This is a genomic window from Klebsiella aerogenes KCTC 2190 (assembly GCF_000215745.1).
In the GTDB taxonomy this organism is placed as follows: domain Bacteria; phylum Pseudomonadota; class Gammaproteobacteria; order Enterobacterales; family Enterobacteriaceae; genus Klebsiella; species Klebsiella aerogenes.
Genome location: NC_015663.1, coordinates 4,118,838 through 4,136,699, shown reverse-complemented (window position 1 = coordinate 4,136,699; position 17,862 = coordinate 4,118,838). Strand labels below are relative to the sequence as shown.

General features: G+C 54.5%; 20 protein-coding genes. 16 read left to right on the top strand and 4 right to left on the bottom strand.

Translation table 11 applies throughout. The annotated features are described in order from the left end of the window. Window positions 1–56 precede the first annotated feature (56 nt). From EAE_RS19565 to EAE_RS19530, 8 genes are read left to right on the top strand one after another with little or no spacing between them, the layout of a single operon-like run. Window positions 57–455 (top strand): hypothetical protein, encoded by a 399-nt coding sequence (locus EAE_RS19565; RefSeq protein ID WP_015705438.1) that lies wholly within the window; start codon window positions 57–59, stop codon window positions 453–455. A gap of 6 nt (window positions 456–461) precedes the next feature. Next, window positions 462–842: a DUF3592 domain-containing protein gene (locus EAE_RS19560; protein WP_015705437.1), complete on the top strand. Its 381-nt coding sequence runs from the start codon at window positions 462–464 to the stop codon at window positions 840–842. 19 nt (window positions 843–861) lie between these two features. Then, window positions 862–1,233, top strand: coding sequence for a hypothetical protein (locus EAE_RS19555; protein ID WP_015705436.1), 372 nt, complete (start codon window positions 862–864; stop codon window positions 1,231–1,233). 45 nt (window positions 1,234–1,278) lie between these two features. Beyond that, window positions 1,279–3,819, top strand: coding sequence for a DUF2169 family type VI secretion system accessory protein (locus tag EAE_RS19550; RefSeq protein ID WP_015705435.1), 2,541 nt, complete (start codon window positions 1,279–1,281; stop codon window positions 3,817–3,819). Then, window positions 3,816–4,886 carry a pentapeptide repeat-containing protein gene (locus EAE_RS19545; RefSeq protein WP_015705434.1) on the top strand — a complete coding sequence of 357 codons (1,071 nt, stop codon included), beginning with the start codon at window positions 3,816–3,818 and terminating at the stop codon, window positions 4,884–4,886. The genes EAE_RS19550 and EAE_RS19545 overlap by 4 nt, the downstream gene beginning before the upstream one ends. A gap of 11 nt (window positions 4,887–4,897) precedes the next feature. Beyond that, the gene (locus tag EAE_RS19540; protein WP_015705433.1) at window positions 4,898–5,503 is read left to right on the top strand and encodes a DUF3540 domain-containing protein; all 606 of its coding nucleotides are present in this window, start codon (window positions 4,898–4,900) and stop codon (window positions 5,501–5,503) included. A gap of 10 nt (window positions 5,504–5,513) precedes the next feature. Beyond that, window positions 5,514–5,906, top strand: coding sequence for a DUF4150 domain-containing protein (locus tag EAE_RS19535; RefSeq protein WP_015366584.1), 393 nt, complete (start codon window positions 5,514–5,516; stop codon window positions 5,904–5,906). A 14-nt stretch (window positions 5,907–5,920) separates the two neighbouring features. Next, window positions 5,921–6,508, top strand: coding sequence for a hypothetical protein (locus EAE_RS19530; protein ID WP_015705432.1), 588 nt, complete (start codon window positions 5,921–5,923; stop codon window positions 6,506–6,508). 57 nt (window positions 6,509–6,565) lie between these two features. On the opposite strand, the gene ivy is transcribed toward EAE_RS19530, so the two are convergent. Beyond that, window positions 6,566–7,015, bottom strand: coding sequence for an Ivy family C-type lysozyme inhibitor (gene ivy / locus EAE_RS19525; RefSeq protein WP_015705431.1), 450 nt, complete (start codon window positions 7,013–7,015; stop codon window positions 6,566–6,568). Between the two features lie 224 nt (window positions 7,016–7,239). On the opposite strand from ivy, the gene EAE_RS19520 reads away from it, so the two are divergent. The 4 genes from EAE_RS19520 (at window position 7,240) to EAE_RS19505 (ending at window position 11,032) form a co-directional block, all read left to right on the top strand. Then, window positions 7,240–8,496, top strand: coding sequence for a mechanosensitive ion channel family protein (locus tag EAE_RS19520; RefSeq protein ID WP_015366587.1), 1,257 nt, complete (start codon window positions 7,240–7,242; stop codon window positions 8,494–8,496). 7 nt (window positions 8,497–8,503) lie between these two features. Beyond that, on the top strand, window positions 8,504–9,343 hold the full coding sequence (locus EAE_RS19515) for a GNAT family N-acetyltransferase (protein WP_047079447.1): 840 nt from the start codon (window positions 8,504–8,506) through the stop codon (window positions 9,341–9,343). Between the two features lie 103 nt (window positions 9,344–9,446). Next, entirely contained in the window at window positions 9,447–10,421 is a 975-nt protein-coding gene (gene ssp4, locus EAE_RS19510) for an Ssp4 family T6SS effector (protein WP_015705429.1), read from the top strand. An 8-nt stretch (window positions 10,422–10,429) separates the two neighbouring features. After that, window positions 10,430–11,032, top strand: coding sequence for a hypothetical protein (locus EAE_RS19505; protein ID WP_223848502.1), 603 nt, complete (start codon window positions 10,430–10,432; stop codon window positions 11,030–11,032). Window positions 11,033–11,071: 39 nt separating this feature from the next. Here the strand turns inward: EAE_RS19505 and EAE_RS19500 are convergent, their stop codons facing one another. Both EAE_RS19500 and hpxD read right to left on the bottom strand, forming a co-directional pair. Then, window positions 11,072–12,040 carry a PDR/VanB family oxidoreductase gene (locus EAE_RS19500; RefSeq protein WP_015705427.1) on the bottom strand — a complete coding sequence of 323 codons (969 nt, stop codon included), beginning with the start codon at window positions 12,038–12,040 and terminating at the stop codon, window positions 11,072–11,074. Window positions 12,041–12,055: 15 nt separating this feature from the next. Then, entirely contained in the window at window positions 12,056–13,093 is a 1,038-nt protein-coding gene (gene hpxD / locus EAE_RS19495; RefSeq protein ID WP_015705426.1) for a molybdenum cofactor-independent xanthine hydroxylase subunit HpxD, read from the bottom strand. Window positions 13,094–13,218: 125 nt separating this feature from the next. Here hpxD and hpxR point away from each other — a divergent pair, with 125 nt between their 5' ends. Then, complete coding sequence (gene hpxR / locus EAE_RS19490; protein ID WP_015705425.1) at window positions 13,219–14,154, top strand: LysR family hpxDE operon transcriptional regulator HpxR; 936 nt, start codon at window positions 13,219–13,221, stop codon at window positions 14,152–14,154. Here hpxR and hpxO read toward each other — a convergent pair. Further along, on the bottom strand, window positions 14,133–15,287 hold the full coding sequence (gene hpxO, locus EAE_RS19485; RefSeq protein ID WP_015705424.1) for an FAD-dependent urate hydroxylase HpxO: 1,155 nt from the start codon (window positions 15,285–15,287) through the stop codon (window positions 14,133–14,135). The two genes, hpxR and hpxO, sit on opposite strands and share 22 nt — an antisense overlap. 359 nt (window positions 15,288–15,646) lie before the next feature. Between hpxO and EAE_RS19480 the strand changes: the two genes are divergently transcribed. The 3 genes from EAE_RS19480 to uraH are packed head-to-tail and all read left to right on the top strand — an operon-like array spanning window position 15,647 to window position 17,830. Next, a complete protein-coding gene (locus EAE_RS19480) occupies window positions 15,647–17,029 on the top strand; it encodes a nucleobase:cation symporter-2 family protein (protein WP_015705423.1) in 1,383 nt (460 codons plus the stop codon). Next, complete coding sequence (uraD, locus tag EAE_RS19475; protein ID WP_015366596.1) at window positions 17,007–17,507, top strand: 2-oxo-4-hydroxy-4-carboxy-5-ureidoimidazoline decarboxylase; 501 nt, start codon at window positions 17,007–17,009, stop codon at window positions 17,505–17,507. Before EAE_RS19480 ends, uraD begins: the two co-directional genes overlap by 23 nt. After that, window positions 17,504–17,830 (top strand): hydroxyisourate hydrolase, encoded by a 327-nt coding sequence (uraH, locus tag EAE_RS19470; protein WP_015705422.1) that lies wholly within the window; start codon window positions 17,504–17,506, stop codon window positions 17,828–17,830. Before uraD ends, uraH begins: the two co-directional genes overlap by 4 nt. The last annotated feature ends 32 nt before the right edge of the window (window positions 17,831–17,862 follow it).

The following is a 17,862-nucleotide window of genomic DNA, read 5'->3' as shown; positions in this document are numbered from 1 at the left end:
TTTTTACCTAAAATAATGAATTGTGAAGCCTGAACTGAAACCCACCAGGGATAATTATGTCATTTGAAAAATGGATCACCAATATGTCTCCAGGGGAAATGATACCCGTGATTATTGGTTTATCAGTAAGTATATTATTCATGATGGCCACCTATTTCACATTCAGAAAGTCATCGTTACAACTAAAGTCAGTGAAAATCTATTTAAAACGCGAACGCTGGCGAGGAGACTTACTGAGTTCGCGGATTGAATTCTGGCAACAAACTAATGTAATGCTCGGTAATAATCTATTTTTCGATATATATTTTCGCATCGATGAAATGCCTCAATTATTTTGCGCCAAGGCGCTGATTGCACCAGCACAAATACATCTATTACGTAAAGGGCTGTCCATTGTCGTTAAGAAAGGACGCGGCAATAAGATTGCTATTATGCAAATCGGTGATGTGGGTTAATTCACTATGGATATACTCTTTTTTATCGTCATGGGGCTGATTGTCCTGGTGTTTGGTATCTATCCCATGGCCCGTTTTCTTTATCAGGATTTTTACCCGTATTTAAAGGATAGTTTCACCCACAGTGAGGTCCTGCAATCCGGCATTGCGGTCAACGCGGATATAATTGCCGCACACCAGACCAGCGCCTGGAGCGGAAGTAAACCGATCTATCGTATCACCTTTAAATTTAAGACCCGCGAGCAGGTGGAAGTTCAAGCTAGCCTGAATCACACCCTGAATTTCAGCGACATTGAACGTTTTAAGCCGGGTAATGGCACAACGATTAAATACGATCCGGCGAACCCGCAGAGAATTGCGCTATACGACAGGCCGCTTTTTTTGTAAGAACTAATCAGGAGATAACATGGAAATCGTCTCTACCATAGTGCTAACCATGGCATGGGCCATTCCGCTGGTAGTATTGCTCTTTGTGGCCTGGGTTGCGATGCAGAATATACGTTCTGCGCGACAAGATAAAAAAACGAAAATGAATGGTGTCAATGTTAAGGCCACCATCCTGCAGATCAAATACGATCGCGACCAGCGAATTAATAATCACTACTCAGCCATTTTGACCCTTCGTTATCATTGGCATGAGCAAGAACTGCAGGGCATCCGCGGCGTTATATTCCCCGCGCAAGACCAATCTGAGGTTCAGGTGAATCAATTAATCAATATTCGCGTTCACCAGGACGACCCACAACATTTCTACTACCTCGATTATCGTAATGTCTGATGCTAAGCATCAATTCCCCTTAAGAACCTATCGCATTAGGGCTATATGAAAATCATTAAACCCTTACGCCTGAGCGTACTGAACCGGCCATTCCGCTGGCAGGGCAAAAATTATCTTGGCGTTTCGGTGCTGGCGTTGGCGGATATGGGGCCAAACCCCCAGCTGCGCCCCGAGATGGAACTGTGGCAGCTTGCCGCCGACGAACTACAAACCAGCGGCGGCGTGGTGGATATGGCCATCCCTAAAGTCCGCGCCGAATTTCTTGCCACCGGTTTTGCCTATACCCATCATCAGCAGGAAAAAAGCGCCTGCGTGGCGCGCATCGATATCGACAAACTGAGTAAGTCGTTGGTGGTGTTCGGCGATCGCGAGTGGACGGGGCAACGTATGACCCGACCGCAGCCGTTTAGCGAAATGCGCCTCGACTGGAGCCGCGCCTTTGGCGGCGGTGATTATGCCGACAACCCGCACGGGCTTGGTGTCGCGCCGGTAAAACAGCAGGGGCGCGAACATCATCCTCTGCCGAATATTGAACCGCTGGAGGGAAGAGTAAGCTCGCCGCAGCAGAAACCGCAGCCGGCAAGTTTTGGCCCGCTGGATATTCAGTGGCCGCGGCGCTTTAGCCGTATGGGCAAAAAATATGATGCCAGTTGGCTACAACAGGATTTTCCCGGTTTTGCCAGCGATATTGACTGGAAAGTCTTTAACGCCGCCAGCCCGGACCAATGGTGGGAGGATCGGGATACCTTGCCGCCAGGGGCGAAATGGCGGATCTGGAATATGCATCCTGAGAAACCAATGCAGGAGGGCCAGCTGCCGCCGTGGCAGGCTCGCTGTTTTATTCATCGCCAGCGCGCGGATGAAACGCTATTTGAAGAAATTGCCTTACGCGCCACCACGGTATGGTTCTTTCCCCATCGGGAACAGATGATGCTTATCTGGCAGGGGCACATTCGTATCAATGAAGACGATGCCGCCGACGTCCTGCAGCTGATCCCGGCGCTGGAAAAAGAGGGCGCCGCCCGTTCGCTTAATCACTATCGCAAGGTACTGGCCCAGCGAATGGATAAAGAGAAGGGCGCGCTCTTCTCCTTCCGCGAAAAGGATCTCATACCGGAAGAGACCATCGGCCCGTGGATCGACAATGAAATTGAACAGTCGCCGAGTCCGCAGCAGGAGAATATGAAAAACCGCGCCCGTCTGCTGCGTGAACAGCACCGCGCCGCCATTGAAGCCAGCGGCGGTGATATCGATAGCCTGTTGGCGGATATCGACGAACCCACGTTGCCTAAGCTTGAAGACCTGCCGGAGTTTATCGCCGACATGGAGCGTCAGGCGCAGGAAATGGAGAATGATGCACAACAGCGCAAGCGTGAGATGGAGGCGCACTATCCGCAGTTGAATAACGATGAAAACCAACCGCGCGGCCCCGAATCCATGCACCGGATGCAGGAGATGCTGCATCAGCACCAGCACGAACTGAGCGAGAAAAAGCGCGCGCAAACGCGCGAGGCGCTACATCAGATGTACCTGGCCGCGGTGCAGCATCAGCCGCCGGCGGTCCGGCTGAAGGGCGATCTGGCGATGATCCTGCGCCAACGCGCCGAGCGTACCATGGCGCAGGGCGGCAATTTTAGCGGGATGGATCTGACCGGCGTTGATTTTTCCGGCATGGATTTTCGCGGCGCCAATTTTGAAAAGGCGTTACTGGAATGCGCGGACCTCAGCCACTGTCAGCTGGATAACGCCTCTTTTCAGGGGGCCGTGCTGGCCAGAACGGAGCTACAGCATTCGTCGCTGCGTAACTGTGATTTTAGCGGCGCCAGCCTGGTACTGGCGGAGTGCCATCAAAGCGACTTCACCGGCGCTCGCTTTGAAGATAGTCAGCTACAGAACGCGCTGTTTGCGCAATGCATTTTCGATCACGCGACGCTAAAAACGCTGATCCTTCGGGAAATCAGCCTGATTGACTGCCGTTTTCAGCGCGCCGAGCTGGATGGCTGTGTCTTTATGGAACTGACGCTGGCACAACCTGATTTCAGCCACGCGCGGCTGCACAAATGCTCGTTTTTACAATCTGAACTGGAGCATGCCATTTTCCATCAGGCGACGCTGGAAAGCTGTTCGCTGGTGCAGACCATAGCGGAGCGCGCTGATTTTAGAGCTGCAACATGGCTAGCCAGCGCTGCGGTGTCGGAAAGTTCACTTATCGGCGCCGACTTCAGCCACGCGACGCTGCAGCAGAGCAATTTGCGCCAGACGCCATTACAGGGCGCGCGCTTTGTGCTGGCAAAAATCGAAAACAGCGATCTGAGTGAGGCCGATTGTCGCGATGCCAGCTTTATACGCGCGAATCTGGTCGGCAGTCTGTTTGTTCGCACCGATTTTCGCGAAGCCGATTTTACCGACGCCAACCTGATGGGCGCGCTGCTGCAAAAAAGCCAGCTGGCCGGGGCCAATTTCGAAGGCGCCAATCTGTTCCGCGCCGATCTTTCACAATCCTTTACCAGTAAAACCACGCGGCTGGATGGCGCATGGACCAAACGCATTAAAACCCTGCCGAAGCGCGATGGAGAAGTGATATGACGATACTGAGCCCGGAGGAGATCGTTCAGCGCATCAAAAACGGCGAGCCACTCAATGAAATATCGCTGGATGGTATCAACCTGCAGGGCTGCGATCTCTCCGGCGGTCTGTTTCAGGAGGTGTCGCTACGCGGCGCTAATCTGCAAAATGCCAATCTGCATGAAGCCCTGTTTACCGAGTGCCAGCTGCAGAACCTGCAGTTGCAAGGCGCCCAACTTAAGCAGACGACCTTCAATCAGTGTGAAATGGCCCATCTTCAGGCCGCCGAAACCGCGCTTGATAGTTGCGTGTTTAATCAGTGCGACCTGCAAGAGAGCGATTTCTCGGCGACGACGCTGCAAAGCAGCCAGTTTATGCGTTGCCAGATGAGCAGGAGCCGTTTTTGCGGTTCAACGCTGGAACGCAGCGTGTTTTATGAGGCTGAGCTGACTCACGCCAGCTTTGCGCAAAGCCGCGGTCTGTTGACCACCTTTTACCATATCGATTTGCGGGACACCGCGCTTGACGGAATGCAGTGCGACCGGCTGGTGTTTTTCCAGTGCGATCAGCGCGGCAAAGACTATTCAAGGCAGGGGTTTACCGGTTGCCAGTTCACCGATTGTCCGCTGGACGGCGCGAAGTTTAACGGCGCCCAGCTAACCCAGTGCAATTTCAAAGGCGCGTCATTGCGTGAAGCAGAACTCAATCAGGTGAACGCCAGCCAGGCGCTGTTTATGGAGGCCGATCTGCGCGGCGCCCAGTGTCGCGGCAGCCTGTTCGACCAGGCGATATTTGTCGGCGCGATACTGGAGCAGGCCGACTTTAGCCAGAGCAGGTTGTTCCAGAGCGTTTTACAGCGGGTTCAGGCCGCCGGGGCGCGATTCGCGCTCTGCGATCTGACGTGGAGCGATTTTTCCGCCGCCGACCTGCGCCAGGCGGATCTGCGCGGTGCGACCTTTTCCCGCACCCGACTGCATCGCGCCCGCCAGGACGAAGCGCTGTTTACTGGCCGCCAGGGGATCCTGGAATACGATGAAGAGTTATTAGCCGCTGAGGCGTGGAGCGCCCAGCGCCACAGCCGTTGTTAAGGAGACAACAGATGACAACCATTAATCACAAACTGGCCCAGGCGGTGATGCCGCCGGCGCAGGCTTCCGGCACGGTGACCCATTGCTTTGCCGACGGTAGCGTGACCGTCGAGAGCGAAGGGCGCGGCTGGCACTGTCGGCGAGCGGTCAGTTGTCTGATCGCGCCGCAGGCTGGGGATCGCGTACTCATCAGCAGCGTGGACAACCAGATCTGGCTGTTAGCGGTGCTGGAGCGTGATGAAAGCCGCCAGGCGGAGCTCAGCGTACCGGGTGACCTGCATATTCAAAGCCATGGGGAACTCAGCCTCAGCGGTCAGCGGCTGTGCGTCAATGCCGCGCAGGGGGACTGCCATATCAGCGAGATGAACTACAGCGGCGATAAGCTATCGGCATGGGTGACACTGTCACGTATTGTTGGCAAACGCGCCGAATCGGTCTGGCAAACGGTGACGCAAATTAGCCACAATCTGCTGCGCACTACCCGGCAGACCGAGCAGGTGCGCGCCGGGCAGCTGGATATGAAAGCGGAAGATTACGCCCGCCTGCATGCGCACAATACGGTTATCACCTCAAAAGCGATCACCAAAGTCGATTCAGAACAGATCCACATGGGCTAAGGAGCTAATTATGTTTGCTAACTGCCAGCTATTCGGTGTCGATTTAGCCTTCCCCGACGTCTGTCTGACCCCGATGCCAGCGCCGACGCCAATTCCCTATCCGGACATCGCGCTGGGGCCGACGGCGATCCCTAACGCGCTCAATATTCTGTTTATGGGCATGCCCGCGCACAATATGGCGACGGTGACGCCGCTCACCAACGGCGATAACCCCGGCGTGGCGACCGGGGTGGCGTCAGGTACGGTGATGGGGCCGTCGCGTCATCTGACCGGTGCATTTACCGTGTTGTTAAAAGGCACGCCGGCGACGCGTCTAACCAGCGTTAGCCTGCAAAATTCGACAAATGCGGTCGGTATGCGCATCGTCCCCAGCCAGTTCAAGGTATTGATGCTGGCGCCGTAGGAAACACGTTCCAGATGCCATACCTGAACATCATTCTCGGGAAGCCTTTTTACGATCTCCTGCAGCATGGCCGGGAGATAGACCGCGCTATTGCGCGCCGGGACGGCACCTCACTGAATCACTCCACGCCAGAACTTGAACGCTACTTTTCGCGTCCACCTGGCGAACGTCCCCGGCAAAACCCATTTCCGGTCGCCGCGCTATTCCCACTGTTCTTAGTGGCTTTTGCATTCAATCTGCTACCATTTTTGCAGACGCTCCCGCCATTCTCTGCGCCGATACGGGTAGCGAGTTTCTTTGTACCAGCGCTAGTGGTGGTTATTTTTCTGTTGACCAGCGGCGTGTTGCTGGCTCGCGGTTATACCCTCGGGCTGAAGGGATTTCTGGCGCTATTTCTTCTCCTCTCAGCGTCAACGGCGGCGCAAGCGTTGAGAGCGATGGTCAGCGCAGGTGAAAGCCTCTGGCCGCTGGCATTCGCCGCGCTGGCATTACTGTGTTGCCGGCTAATATTTAACCGCCAGGGATTCGTGCTGTTCACGATTTATTGTCGTAGCCATCGGTTGGCTCTTCTCGCGGGCAAACTACGCCGGCAGCGCAAATAGGGAGTGGTAAAGGCGGTGAGCAACCCCTGACTATCAACGGATAGCCAGGGATTTTGTTTATTGCGGGTAATTAAACGCGTCAGGATGGTTTTCAAGGCTGCCGCTCAGCGCGGCAAACAACACGGTTTTGCCATCAATCGACAGCGCATCGCTGACGTTAAGCCAGGTCAGTTTTTCTTGCGATGTCTTCTCATCAACCACTGAGAAGACGCCCGCCATCTGTTTGGATTTTTCAGACCAGATCACGGCGATACGTTCGCTTCCACAATCGTGTGGTTTACAGGCGCTTAATACCTGCCAGGATTCAGATCCCAGTTTCACGGTTTGTGCCGGGGATCCGGTACCACCGCTGTTAACCCAGGCCGGGAGCTTATGGCCTTTTACCATCTGGCTGAACGACGCTTTGGTCGCATTATCTTTGGCAAGTGAAGTCAGCGTAACATCGCTTTGCGCCATGACGCTGGCGGATGCGGTGAGTGCGACGATGGCGGCAAGTGCTTTGAACATGTTTCCTCCTGGAGTTGATATGTCCTCATTTCGGGCCCCTTAATAGTGGGCGCAGAGCATCATTAATGCAAATGAACATATTTATACAATGAATGTGATCACCCGCGCAAAGCGTGGACTTATCCGGCTTGGACATGTCATGATGCACATTGGTTAAATTTTTGTATTAATAGCCGAGAGTGAAGGGCTAATACAAAAGGGCATATTTATTCAGGCGATAACGCATGGCGTATTTGAATCATCTGTTGACGTTTATTGAAAGTAATCCGGCATTAGCGATCGGCTTTAACCTTATTCTGCTGGTCGTCTCCGGCATCTTTGCCCATCTTTTGTGCAAGTTTTTGCTGATTAAAGTGATACGCAAGGTGTTCTTCGCCAGCCATAAACAGGACGTACCGCTGGAAAAAGACCGCCGTATCGCCGAGAAACTGTCAAACTTCATTCCGGTTATTATCGTCTACTATGTTCTGCAGTTTATGCCCAATATGCCGGCATCGCTGGTAACGGCGATTAATACCATCTGCGGAATTTTGTTTTTTATTTTTCTGTCGATCTTCTTCAACGAAATGCTGGATATCGTCAATAGCTCTTATCTGCGTAAGACCAAGCGCAAAAACCACTCCATCAAAGGCTATATCCAGATAGGCAAAATCTTAGTTCACATTCTGGCCGCGATTATGATCCTCGCCGTGATGTCGAATAAATCACCGGTGATTATCATTTCCAGCCTCGGCGCCGTCGCGGCGGTGCTGATGTTAGTGTTTCAACATACCTTGCTGTCGCTGGTGGCCAACGTCCAGCTATCGTCCAACGATGTCCTGCAACTGGGCGACTGGATCGAAATGCCCGACAAGAACCTGAGCGGGGAAGTGACGGATATCGCGCTGCATACCATTACTATCCGTAACTGGGACAACACCATTTCGCGTATTCCGACCAAGAATTTCCTTACAGAAACGTATACCAACTGGCAGGCGATGTTCTCGTCCGGCGCACGAAGGATCATGCGCAGTATTAATATCGATCAGCACTCGGTAACCTTCCTGAATCAGGAGATGTTAACCCCGATGCTGGCAATCCGTGGGGTGAGTGAGCCGCTCAGTAAATTACTGGATGGCCGGGATCCGGGCGGCGTCGCGGATCGCTGGTTTATTGATAACGGGTTGACTAACCTGACGCTGTTTCGCCATTACCTGATGAGCTATCTCGCCGAACGGCCGGATATCATTAAAGATATGTACATCGTAGCGCGAACGTTAAAACCGTCGCCGTCCGGGCTGCCGCTGGAAATCTACTGCTTTACCTCCTCGACGCTGTGGATGGATTACGAGAACACCCAGTCTGCTATTTTTGAATACATTACCGCCGTGGCCGGGCAGTTTTCACTGCGTCTTTACCAGTATCCCGCCGGGCATGATTTCTGGCGCTTATCGCAGGAAAACGCCAGCCGCGCCAGTTCACCGCCGCCAACTGAGGGGTGACCGGGAGATGGCAATCGTGTTGAGAAAAATGCGGGCCTCCGATATTAGCGGTGGCCTGATGCTTAGCCAGCAGATGGATTGGCCGCATCGTCGTGAAGACTGGCTGTGCGCCTTCACGCTAGGTGAGGGTATTGTGGCGGAAGTAGAAGGCGAACTCTGTGGCACGACGCTATGCTGGCGCTGGGGTCAACATCACGCCACTATCGGCCTGGTGCTGGTGGCTAAACAGCTGCAGGGTAAAGGGCTTGGCAAGAAGCTCTTTGCCGCTCAATTAGAGAGGCTGGGCAGCCGCACTATCCAACTGCACGCCACGCCTGCCGGAGAACCGTTATATCGTAAGTTTGGTTTCCGTCCGGCAGGATTTCTCCAGCAATGGCACGCCCACGCATTACCTGCCGTTGCTTCTTCGGGCATCGGCATCTCTGCCGCGACGGTCGCCGATATATCACAGCTAGCTCTGTTGGATGGCAAGGCTTGGGGCGCTCAACGAGAGCGTCTTATCCGCTGGCTGCTGGCCAACGCGCACCTTGCCGTTATCCGCAATAGCCAGGAGCAGATTTGCGCCTGGGCCGCCTGTCGCCGCATGGGCCGAGGCTATGTAATCGGGCCGGTGGTGGCCAGCCGAAGCGATCATGCGCAGGCGTTATGTGCTAGTTTTCTGACGACGCTCGCCGGCGAGTTTGTGCGACTCGATTGCCCGGAAGGCCAACATGAATCGTTTACCCACTGGCTTGGGCAAAACGGGTTCACGCTGGCGGATCGGCCGTTGGCAATGGTGAAGGGGGATATTTGCCGCCACAGCTATGATGTACGTCTTTTTAGCCTGATGTCCCAGGCGATGGGGTAAGTGGAGTAACAACGTCCATTCGGAATAATCCTGAATTTTTATATTTCTATAGCAATTAACCTTTAGGGCATAAAATAGATGCCCATATGCATGGAGAGAATCAATGACAATGCCTGGAGAGTTTGCAAAAAACAATTTACCCGATTATGGTTTTGCAAGGAGTCTGGGACTGACCTCAGGCAATGATTTTGATTTTAAGGCTCTGGCCAATCAATTGGATTGTTCCCGAGATTTTAACCATGCAGGTATTATTTATTCTGACGGTAGCCAGCAGTGGCTTGTTAGACCGTCCAGAAATATTGCTCAGGAAAATAAAAGCACCGTCACCCACGTTATCGTTACCCGAATAAATGCTCAACCTTCGGCATATAATGCCACCAAAGCACTAAATCATACGATTCAGACGCCATCCCTGGCAAACGAGATCACCTCAACGGCTATTTCATGCGGTGCGGCTGTCGTAACGGGAGTTTTGGCTGTCGGCGCAGGTGCCGCCGTTCCAATAACCGCAGGGGCATCCGGTGTTGTTGCTGCGATTATTACTGCGGGAACGGTAGCTACAGTCGCGCAATGTTTTATTGGTTTAGGTCGTATTACCCTGATTGCAACAGATCATGATGATGTAGTCACATGGCTCGACAGCGAATCATGGTATGTGGCAACAAGTACCGCATTAGATATTGTTTCGCTTGCGGGTGCCGGAGCTGGGCTGAGAAGCACGATAGAAACATATAAGATGATGAAAGCTAGCACTTCAACGAATGTGATAACCTGGCTTAAAGGGCTAAACCGTGCGGAACGTCGCCGAATTACGGAAGAAATTATTCGTGCGCAAAACCCTGGAATATCGAATACAGGAATTAAAGCCGCTATGCGTGCAGGGTTTTATCCCAAACGCTTTCCTTCTGATGCCTTACAGAGAAGCTTACAACGTGAATTAACCACGGCGGTAGTGAATACCTCCGCATTTGCGGGTAGCGCCATGACTGGAACAATCCGTAATCCGCAAAATATGAGGGCCTCAACACAATATGCCATTGGCCTTATTCAGTCATTCTCCTTGTTGGGAACTCATTAATAATAATCATGAAATATATTACCAGAAACCTTATTTTAAGTGCCGTTGTTTCTCGAAAAATGGACACTAACGATCCGCAGCAGCTTGAAAAGCTTAAAGACAGATTAAAAGACCGGATGGGTATTCCGGTCGGCTGGCATATGTCAGGAATACCGCTGGTAGGGGCTATGATTCTGAGCATGTTCGCTTTTGCCCTGGCTCAACCTTATCTCTGGTTGGCGGTGTTCGAGCTATTTGGGCTGCCGCAGTATGCCGTGATGGCGGCGATTGTGCCTGTATCGCTAATTTATAGTCTGATAATGGTACTGACGATGTACTTCGTTGCCAGAGGCAATTTTCTGGCGCTTAAATTATCACTGGCTTTGATGGCTTTTAGCGGTCTGGTTGCGATTGTTTATTTTCTTTCTGTTTGCCTGGGGGCATTATTCGGCGCCGGACTAAAACCAGGATTTCTCATTAGCGCCGTGCTGGGGTTTGTATTCATTTTAGGCGGTATCCGATGCATTAATAGCCAGACTTTTTACCGTGCAAACGCCCTTTATCTACATAACAGGGTCTGGCGAAAACAGCTTAATATTCAGCGCCAGACGCTGCGCCGCGCTTCACGTTAGAAAAGGGCGGCAACAGGCCAGTTTTAGCCTGGCCTTATTTTATAAATCAATAAGCAAATTCGTGCTGCGGCTGCGGGAGCAGCACAGCGCGACATGCTGCACGATGGCGCATTTTTCTGCTGCTGACTGCACCGTATCACGATGATCCACCTCTCCCTCGACCACCCTGGTCAGACAGGCGCCGCAAATACCCATCTCACAGGAGAGTGGCACTGCCACACCATTTTCCTGTAATACCTGCACGATGGTTTGATTGGCGGCGACAGGCCAGCACTGGCCAGAAGAGGCGAGCGTTACCGTAAACGTCTCTTCCTGCCGAACGTCGTTGGCGGGCATTGACGCCTGAAACGCCTCCTCATGGATCTGCTCAGCCTGCCAGCCTTGTATCGCCGCCGCCTGGCGCACGGCGGCCATAAATCCCGCCGGACCACACAGGTAAAGCCGATCCTCACGGTGAGGAACGCTCAACCTTCCTGGCAAATTTTCTCGTGGGCTCTCGCCTTCAGCTGAGCTATAAATCCTCACGTTTTCAGGTGCCAGCTTGCGGGCAATCGCGGCTACCAGGGCGCCGTTTTCAAGGCGCTTGAGGTAATAATGCAAGGTAAATGGCTTTCCTTGCGCCGCTAACGCCCGCGCCATGCTATACAGCGGCGTAATGCCAATCCCGGCGGCCATCAGGGTGACGTGTCGCGCCGTCTGCAGGGCAAATTGGTTTCGTGGTAGCGAAATCATCAGCCTCTGACCCGGTCGCAGCGTCTCATGGATGTAGCGCGAACCGCCGCGCGATTCTGCCGATCGCGCCACGCAAATCAGATAACGTTCCAGCCTGCGGTGGCTGCCGGTGAGTGAGTACTGACGGGTCACGCCGTTCGCCAGATGCAGATCGATATGGGCGCCGGGCTGCCATGCGGGTAATGGGTCGCCGTCAGGCGTCACCAGCCTGACCGCCAGATTATGTTCTCCTTCACGCCAGAGACCATCGACAACCACCTCAATTAGAGTTCTCATCGTATAACTCCTTGCTCAGACCAGGAAAAACTCACCGAAACCCAGCCGCTTCAAGCCGCGACGGTAGGCAATTGAGCTACGGTCGGCTGGAATATGTGCTTCCAGGGTAAGATCCAGAGGTAGCGTCTCCGGGCGCTGGCTCTCGACCATCAGCCGGTCTTCTTCAAAAACGCGAAGGTTGAAGGCGTAGACCTCCTCCACCGGCACATGCAGATCGAAATTGCGGGCGATTGGAGCAAACATCCGCGTGACCCGTGATGAGACGGGCGAGGCGGCATTCATAATAACCAGCCGGGCCTCACCGGGAAAATGAATCGTCAGGGTGGCGGTAAAGGGCAAATGCATCTCAAAGCGACGCAGCCATTGAAATCCCTCCGGAGCCCGGTAACCGGCGCTTGCCGGATAATTGCCGACCGTACTCCAGTAGTCGACGACAAACCCGTTTTCCGTTTCCTCAGGCAGGTAGTCAGGAACCTGTTGATTCTCCGCATCGGCGAAGGTGTCGGTATGGATCCACGCAAAATGCGCCACATCAAGAAACCCTTCAACCTGACGGCCTGCAAAGCCATTGACCTCAAACGCCGGGCAGGTCAGTTGCTGGAATCCGTCGTCTGCCCAGTGCGGCATGGTCGGTAACCGCGGGGGATTGTCAGCATCATAATCGAGACACACCCACACCAGACCATAGTGTTCTTCCGCCGCGTAGCAGGTCAGATTTAATTTCGCCGGTATCGGCTGATTTGGGCTGGAGGGGATTCGGTTACAGCGGCCATCTTCCCCAAAGCGCAGGCCGTGATAAGGGCAAATGATACCTTCTTCGTCATGAAAACCTAACGTCAATGGTACCCCGCGGTGGGGACAGACATCGCGGGCGACTACGACTCGTTCGTGCAGGCGATAGATAACCAGTTTTTCATCCAGCAGGGTGGCTTTCACCGGTTGCGGGCCGATATCAGCGCTGCGCGCCACCGGATGCCAGCATTTTGCCAGCCGCAGCCAGTCCTGGGGTTCAAAGGTGCAATGCGCGGGGGGCGCGAGCGGTTGTCTGTTCATCGTCTTGCTTCCTGATGGCTAAGTTGATTGTTTAATTGTTGTGAGTTTATTGTTGCCATAGTAGGGTGTTGACATCCATCAGCATTAATTCAGCTATCCGTTGCAAAAATCAGTACAGGTAACCGATGAGTCCTTTCTCGCGCTTTGCGCATTATTTTATGGAAGTGGCCCGCAGCGGCAGCCTGCGCCGGGCGGCGGAAAAACTGCATATTTCGGCTTCGGCGATTAACCGCCAGATACTGCAGGCTGAAGCGTCCTTCGGCACGCCGCTGTTTGAACGGCTGCCGGAAGGTTTGCGGATGACCACCGCAGGCGAGCTGTTGTATGACAATCTGCTGCGCTGGCAAAAAGAGTTTCGCGTGACCCAACAGAAATTTGATGAACTGCAGGGGCTAAAACGCGGAACGGTGAATGTCGGTATGGTGCAGGCGCTGGCCGAAGGGAGTTTTGCCGCGGCGCTGGCAGAGATTATCAACCAGTGCGAGTGGCTGGAACTGATGTTGCAGGTCGCCGATAGCCAGAGCATCAGCGACAGAGTGCGTCAGGCCGATGTCGATTTTGGTCTGATCCTCGATCCTGAAGGTCAGGCGGGTCTCAACGTACTGGCGTTTATTGAAATGGAAGTCGGGGTGGTACTGCATCCGCACCATCCTTTTGCCACCGCGCCCGCGATCTCGCTGGGGGAACTTAGCGATGAACGGCATATTATTCCCGGCGCGCCGTTAATAGTGCATGACCGGGTGGCAATGCTCTATCGCCATTATGATTTTTCGCCGCCCAACACCGTTAGCTGCAATGATATTCGTCTGATTAAATCGCTGGTGCTTAAAGGCGGCGGGGTGACGGTCCTGAGCCTGCTGGACGTGCAGGACGAGGTAAACAACGGTTCGCTGGCGTTTGTGCCGCTACGTAATAAGCTGCTACGACCTTTGACTCTGGCGCTATGCACCGCGCCATCGCGCCAGCTATCTCGTCCGGCGCAAATGGCGATTCAAAAACTAACGCTGGTGATGGAGGAGATGCGTAGCGCCGCTCACTCTCAGCCTAATGGCCCGCCCTGAATGGTTTCACACAAGCCGTTGATAATACGCTCGCCGGTTTCCGTTTTCAGTTCCTGATACCAGGCTTTGGTTAACGCCATATCCTTACCGTGGGTGATATCACAGCGTTTACGCGCTTTGAGCACCAGGTCACGCACCCTTTCACAACGCAATGCTTCGTACTGGCGCAGCGCGGTGACAATATCGCTATTGCCGCGCAGTACATTACCCAGCACGACCGCGTCCTCCATCGCCGCACAGCCGCCCTGGCCGATATCCGGCGTGGTGCTGTGCCCGGCATCGCCCAGTAGCGCCACCTTGCCACGCACCAGCTTATCAAAAGGTTCAATATCGTGAATTTCTATCCGGTTGGTAGTCTGCGGGTCGAGTACGGCGATAAGCTTTTGCACCGGCGGCGCCCAGCCGGCGAAGTAGCGGGTTAAATCGTCGCGCAGGGTGAGGCGATCTTCCGCTAACCCGGCCGGCAACGGTACATCGAAGAAGAAGTAGAAGCGTCCGCCCGCCACCGGCATCAGCGACACGCGTTTCCCTTCGCCGACAAACGTCGTCCACTGATCGGCGGGGGCAATGGACTCATCAATGTCGACCAGACCATTCCAGTTGACGTAACCAGCATAGCGGCGTTCCGGCGTATAGCCGAGCACATATGGCCGCAGTGCCGAATGGCTGCCGTCGGCGGCGATGACCATATCGCCGTGCGCCTCGCTACCATCGGTAAACCAGACGGTGACGCCGTCGGTATGCTCTTCCACGCGGGTGACCCGCTTGCCGAACTGCACCTGCTCACGCCCCCAGAAATCAAGCATCTCACGCTGAAGTTCCGTTCGCGACACTGGCGAAGGGCGGCCCTGCGTACGTTCAACCAGCGGCGCGAGACTGAACCGTGTGAGCGTTTCCCCGTGTTGATACTCCTTATACGCCAGATAATGCATCGGGCCGCCATAAGCGTCGATGATCTCGCCCATCCCCAGGCGGTTCATACACTTGACGCCGTTGGGCCAGATAGAGATCGCGGCGCCAACCGGCTTAATCTCTTTTACCGCTTCGAACACTTCGCAAGCGATGCCTGCATTACGTAGCGCCACCGCGGCGCTCAACCCGCCGATTCCCGCGCCAATCACGATTGCTTTCATTGTCTTCCCCTTAGGTGTGTTGTTTAAGGGGTTCAGCAATTTGCATACCAGGTAGCAGAACCTGCGAAATCAGCGGAAAACGGACGGGTGATGGCGGGGAGGTGCACCAAAGGAGGGCAAAGTTGCGATTATGTTGCCTTTTTATGAATCAAAGATTTCTTTTGATGAATTAAGGAATCAAAAGTTTCAGCGCCCCGCGCCAACGATCGTTACAGAATACTCGCTCTTTAATTTAGCTATTTCACTGATGAATAAAAGATAAAGCGATTGTTACGTGGATAAAGATAGAGGGAATAAGCAATGTGGCCTGCTTTGTGCACTACATCGTGAACGCTTATCCACGACGAGACGGTGACCCCATGTCTGATGAAAAGAACAGCAACCTGCTTTATGACCTGGAGCAGCGCATCCCGCCGCTGCCGGCTTTTTTTAGCGCCTTACAGCACGTGCTGGCAGGGCTGGTCGGCATTATTACGCCGCCGCTGATTATTGGCGCCGCGCTGGGGCTTGGCGAATGGCTGCCATATTTAATTAGTATGTCGCTAATGGCTTCCGGGATTGGCACCTTTCTGCAGGCTAACCGCGTCTGGGGGATCGGTGCGGGGATGATCTGTATGCAGGGCACCAGCTTCGCTTTTCTCGGCGTAGCGATTGCCGGCGGCATGTGGGTGAAAGCGCAGGGAGGCGGCCCGCAGGACATTATGGCCATGCTGTTTGGCGTCAACGTTGTTGCCGCGCTGGTACCGGTCGTCGTCAGCCGCTTTATCGAACCGCTGAAAAAACTTTTTACCCCGATTATTACCGGCAGCGTCATTGCGCTGATCGGCATTAGCCTGATAAAGGTCAGTATTATTAACTGGAGCGGCGGCGAGCACGCGAAGGATTTCGCCAGCCCGGGCAATATCGCATTGGGCGGCATAACGTTAGGGATTATCGTGGTGCTGAGCTGCGCGAAAAACCGCTGGCTGCGTTTATCGTCGGTGGTCATCGGCATGGCGGTGGGCTGTATCGCCGCCGCATTGAGCGGAAAATTTCATCTGGCGCCGATCGGCGATAGCTGGTTTCGTCTGCCGGCGATATTTCCTTTTGGCTTTCAGTTTAATAGCGCCATATTTTTACCGGTCGCGCTGGTATCGCTGGTTTGCATTCTTGAAGCCGTCGGCGATTTAACCGCCAACTGCCTGATCTCAAAACAGGCCATCGATGACGGCGCGTTTCGTTCGCGCCTGAAAGGCGGGATCCTCGCGGATGGCATTAGCTGCCTGATCGCCGCGGCGATCTGCGCGTTTCCCAATACCACCTTCGCACAGAATAACGGCGTCATCCAGATGACCGGCGTCGCCAGCCGCTATGTCGGGCGTTATATTGGCGTATTGCTGATTCTGCTTGGGCTGTTTCCGCCATTCGGCGAGATCCTACGCCAGATCCCCACGCCGGTGTTAGGCGGCGCGACGATGGTCATGTTTGGCTGTGTCGTGGCGGCCGGGATCCGCATTATCACCCAGAACCCGCTAACCCGCCGCGATATGCTGATTGTTGGCCTGGCATTTGGTTTTGGCCTCGGCATTGAGGCGGTTCCCGCTTTCCTTGCCCATTTCCCGCCCATCATCGGTAACCTGTTTGGATCTGCGGCCACCAGCGGCGGGCTGGTGGCGATTGTACTGAATCTGATTATTCCGCAAGAGAAAGCCGCCATGACGGCAGCGGCAAGGAGCAATGATGATAACACTCAACCACTTTAATCAGTTGCCGCAGGCGGAAGCCATTCGCCAGCTTGAACCCTGCGTGGCGCTCCCCGCCTGGCGCGAAGCGCTGGCGCTGGAGCGGCCCTATGCCACACTGACGGCCTTAACGGATCGCGCACAACAACTGATGCAGCACTGGGGAGAGGCAGAGCTGGCGCGGGCGCTCAGTGCCCACCCGCGGATCGGGGAAAAGCCGACGGGCGGGGAAGCGCATGCCGCGCTGTCTCGCCAGGAGCAGGCGGAGGTTAATGCCGACGATGCCGCTACCGCCCGGGCGCTGAAAGAAGGGAACGCCCGTTACGAAGCCCGCTTTGACCGCGTGTTTCTGATCCGCGCCAAAGGGCGCAGCGCCGCCGAGATCCTGCAGGCGCTGACCCAACGGCTGACGAATAATGACGCGCAGGAAATTGAAGCGGCACTGGAACAATTACGTGAAATCACCTTACTCAGACTGGCGGGAGTTATTAGCGAATGATCACCCTGAGCACCCATATTCTTGATATTTCTACCGGCAAGCCTGCACAAGGCGTGGTGGTTACCCTGTTATGCGAAGGGCGCAGCCTGGCGTCAGGCGTGACGGACAGCCATGGCCGCCTGGGAGAGCTGGCGACGGGACAACTGCGTCCCGGCAACTATCAGTTGGTGGCCGAACTGCAATCGTGGTTTGCGCGCGATGGTCGTCAGACCCTGTACCGGCAGGCGCAGATCGATTTTATGATCACCGCCGAGGACAAAGACCATTTTCATCTGCCGTTTTTAATTGCCCCCGGCGGCTGGTCGACCTATCGCGGAAGTTAAGTTGAGTCCGCCGCCCGGTCAGAATAAAGCGC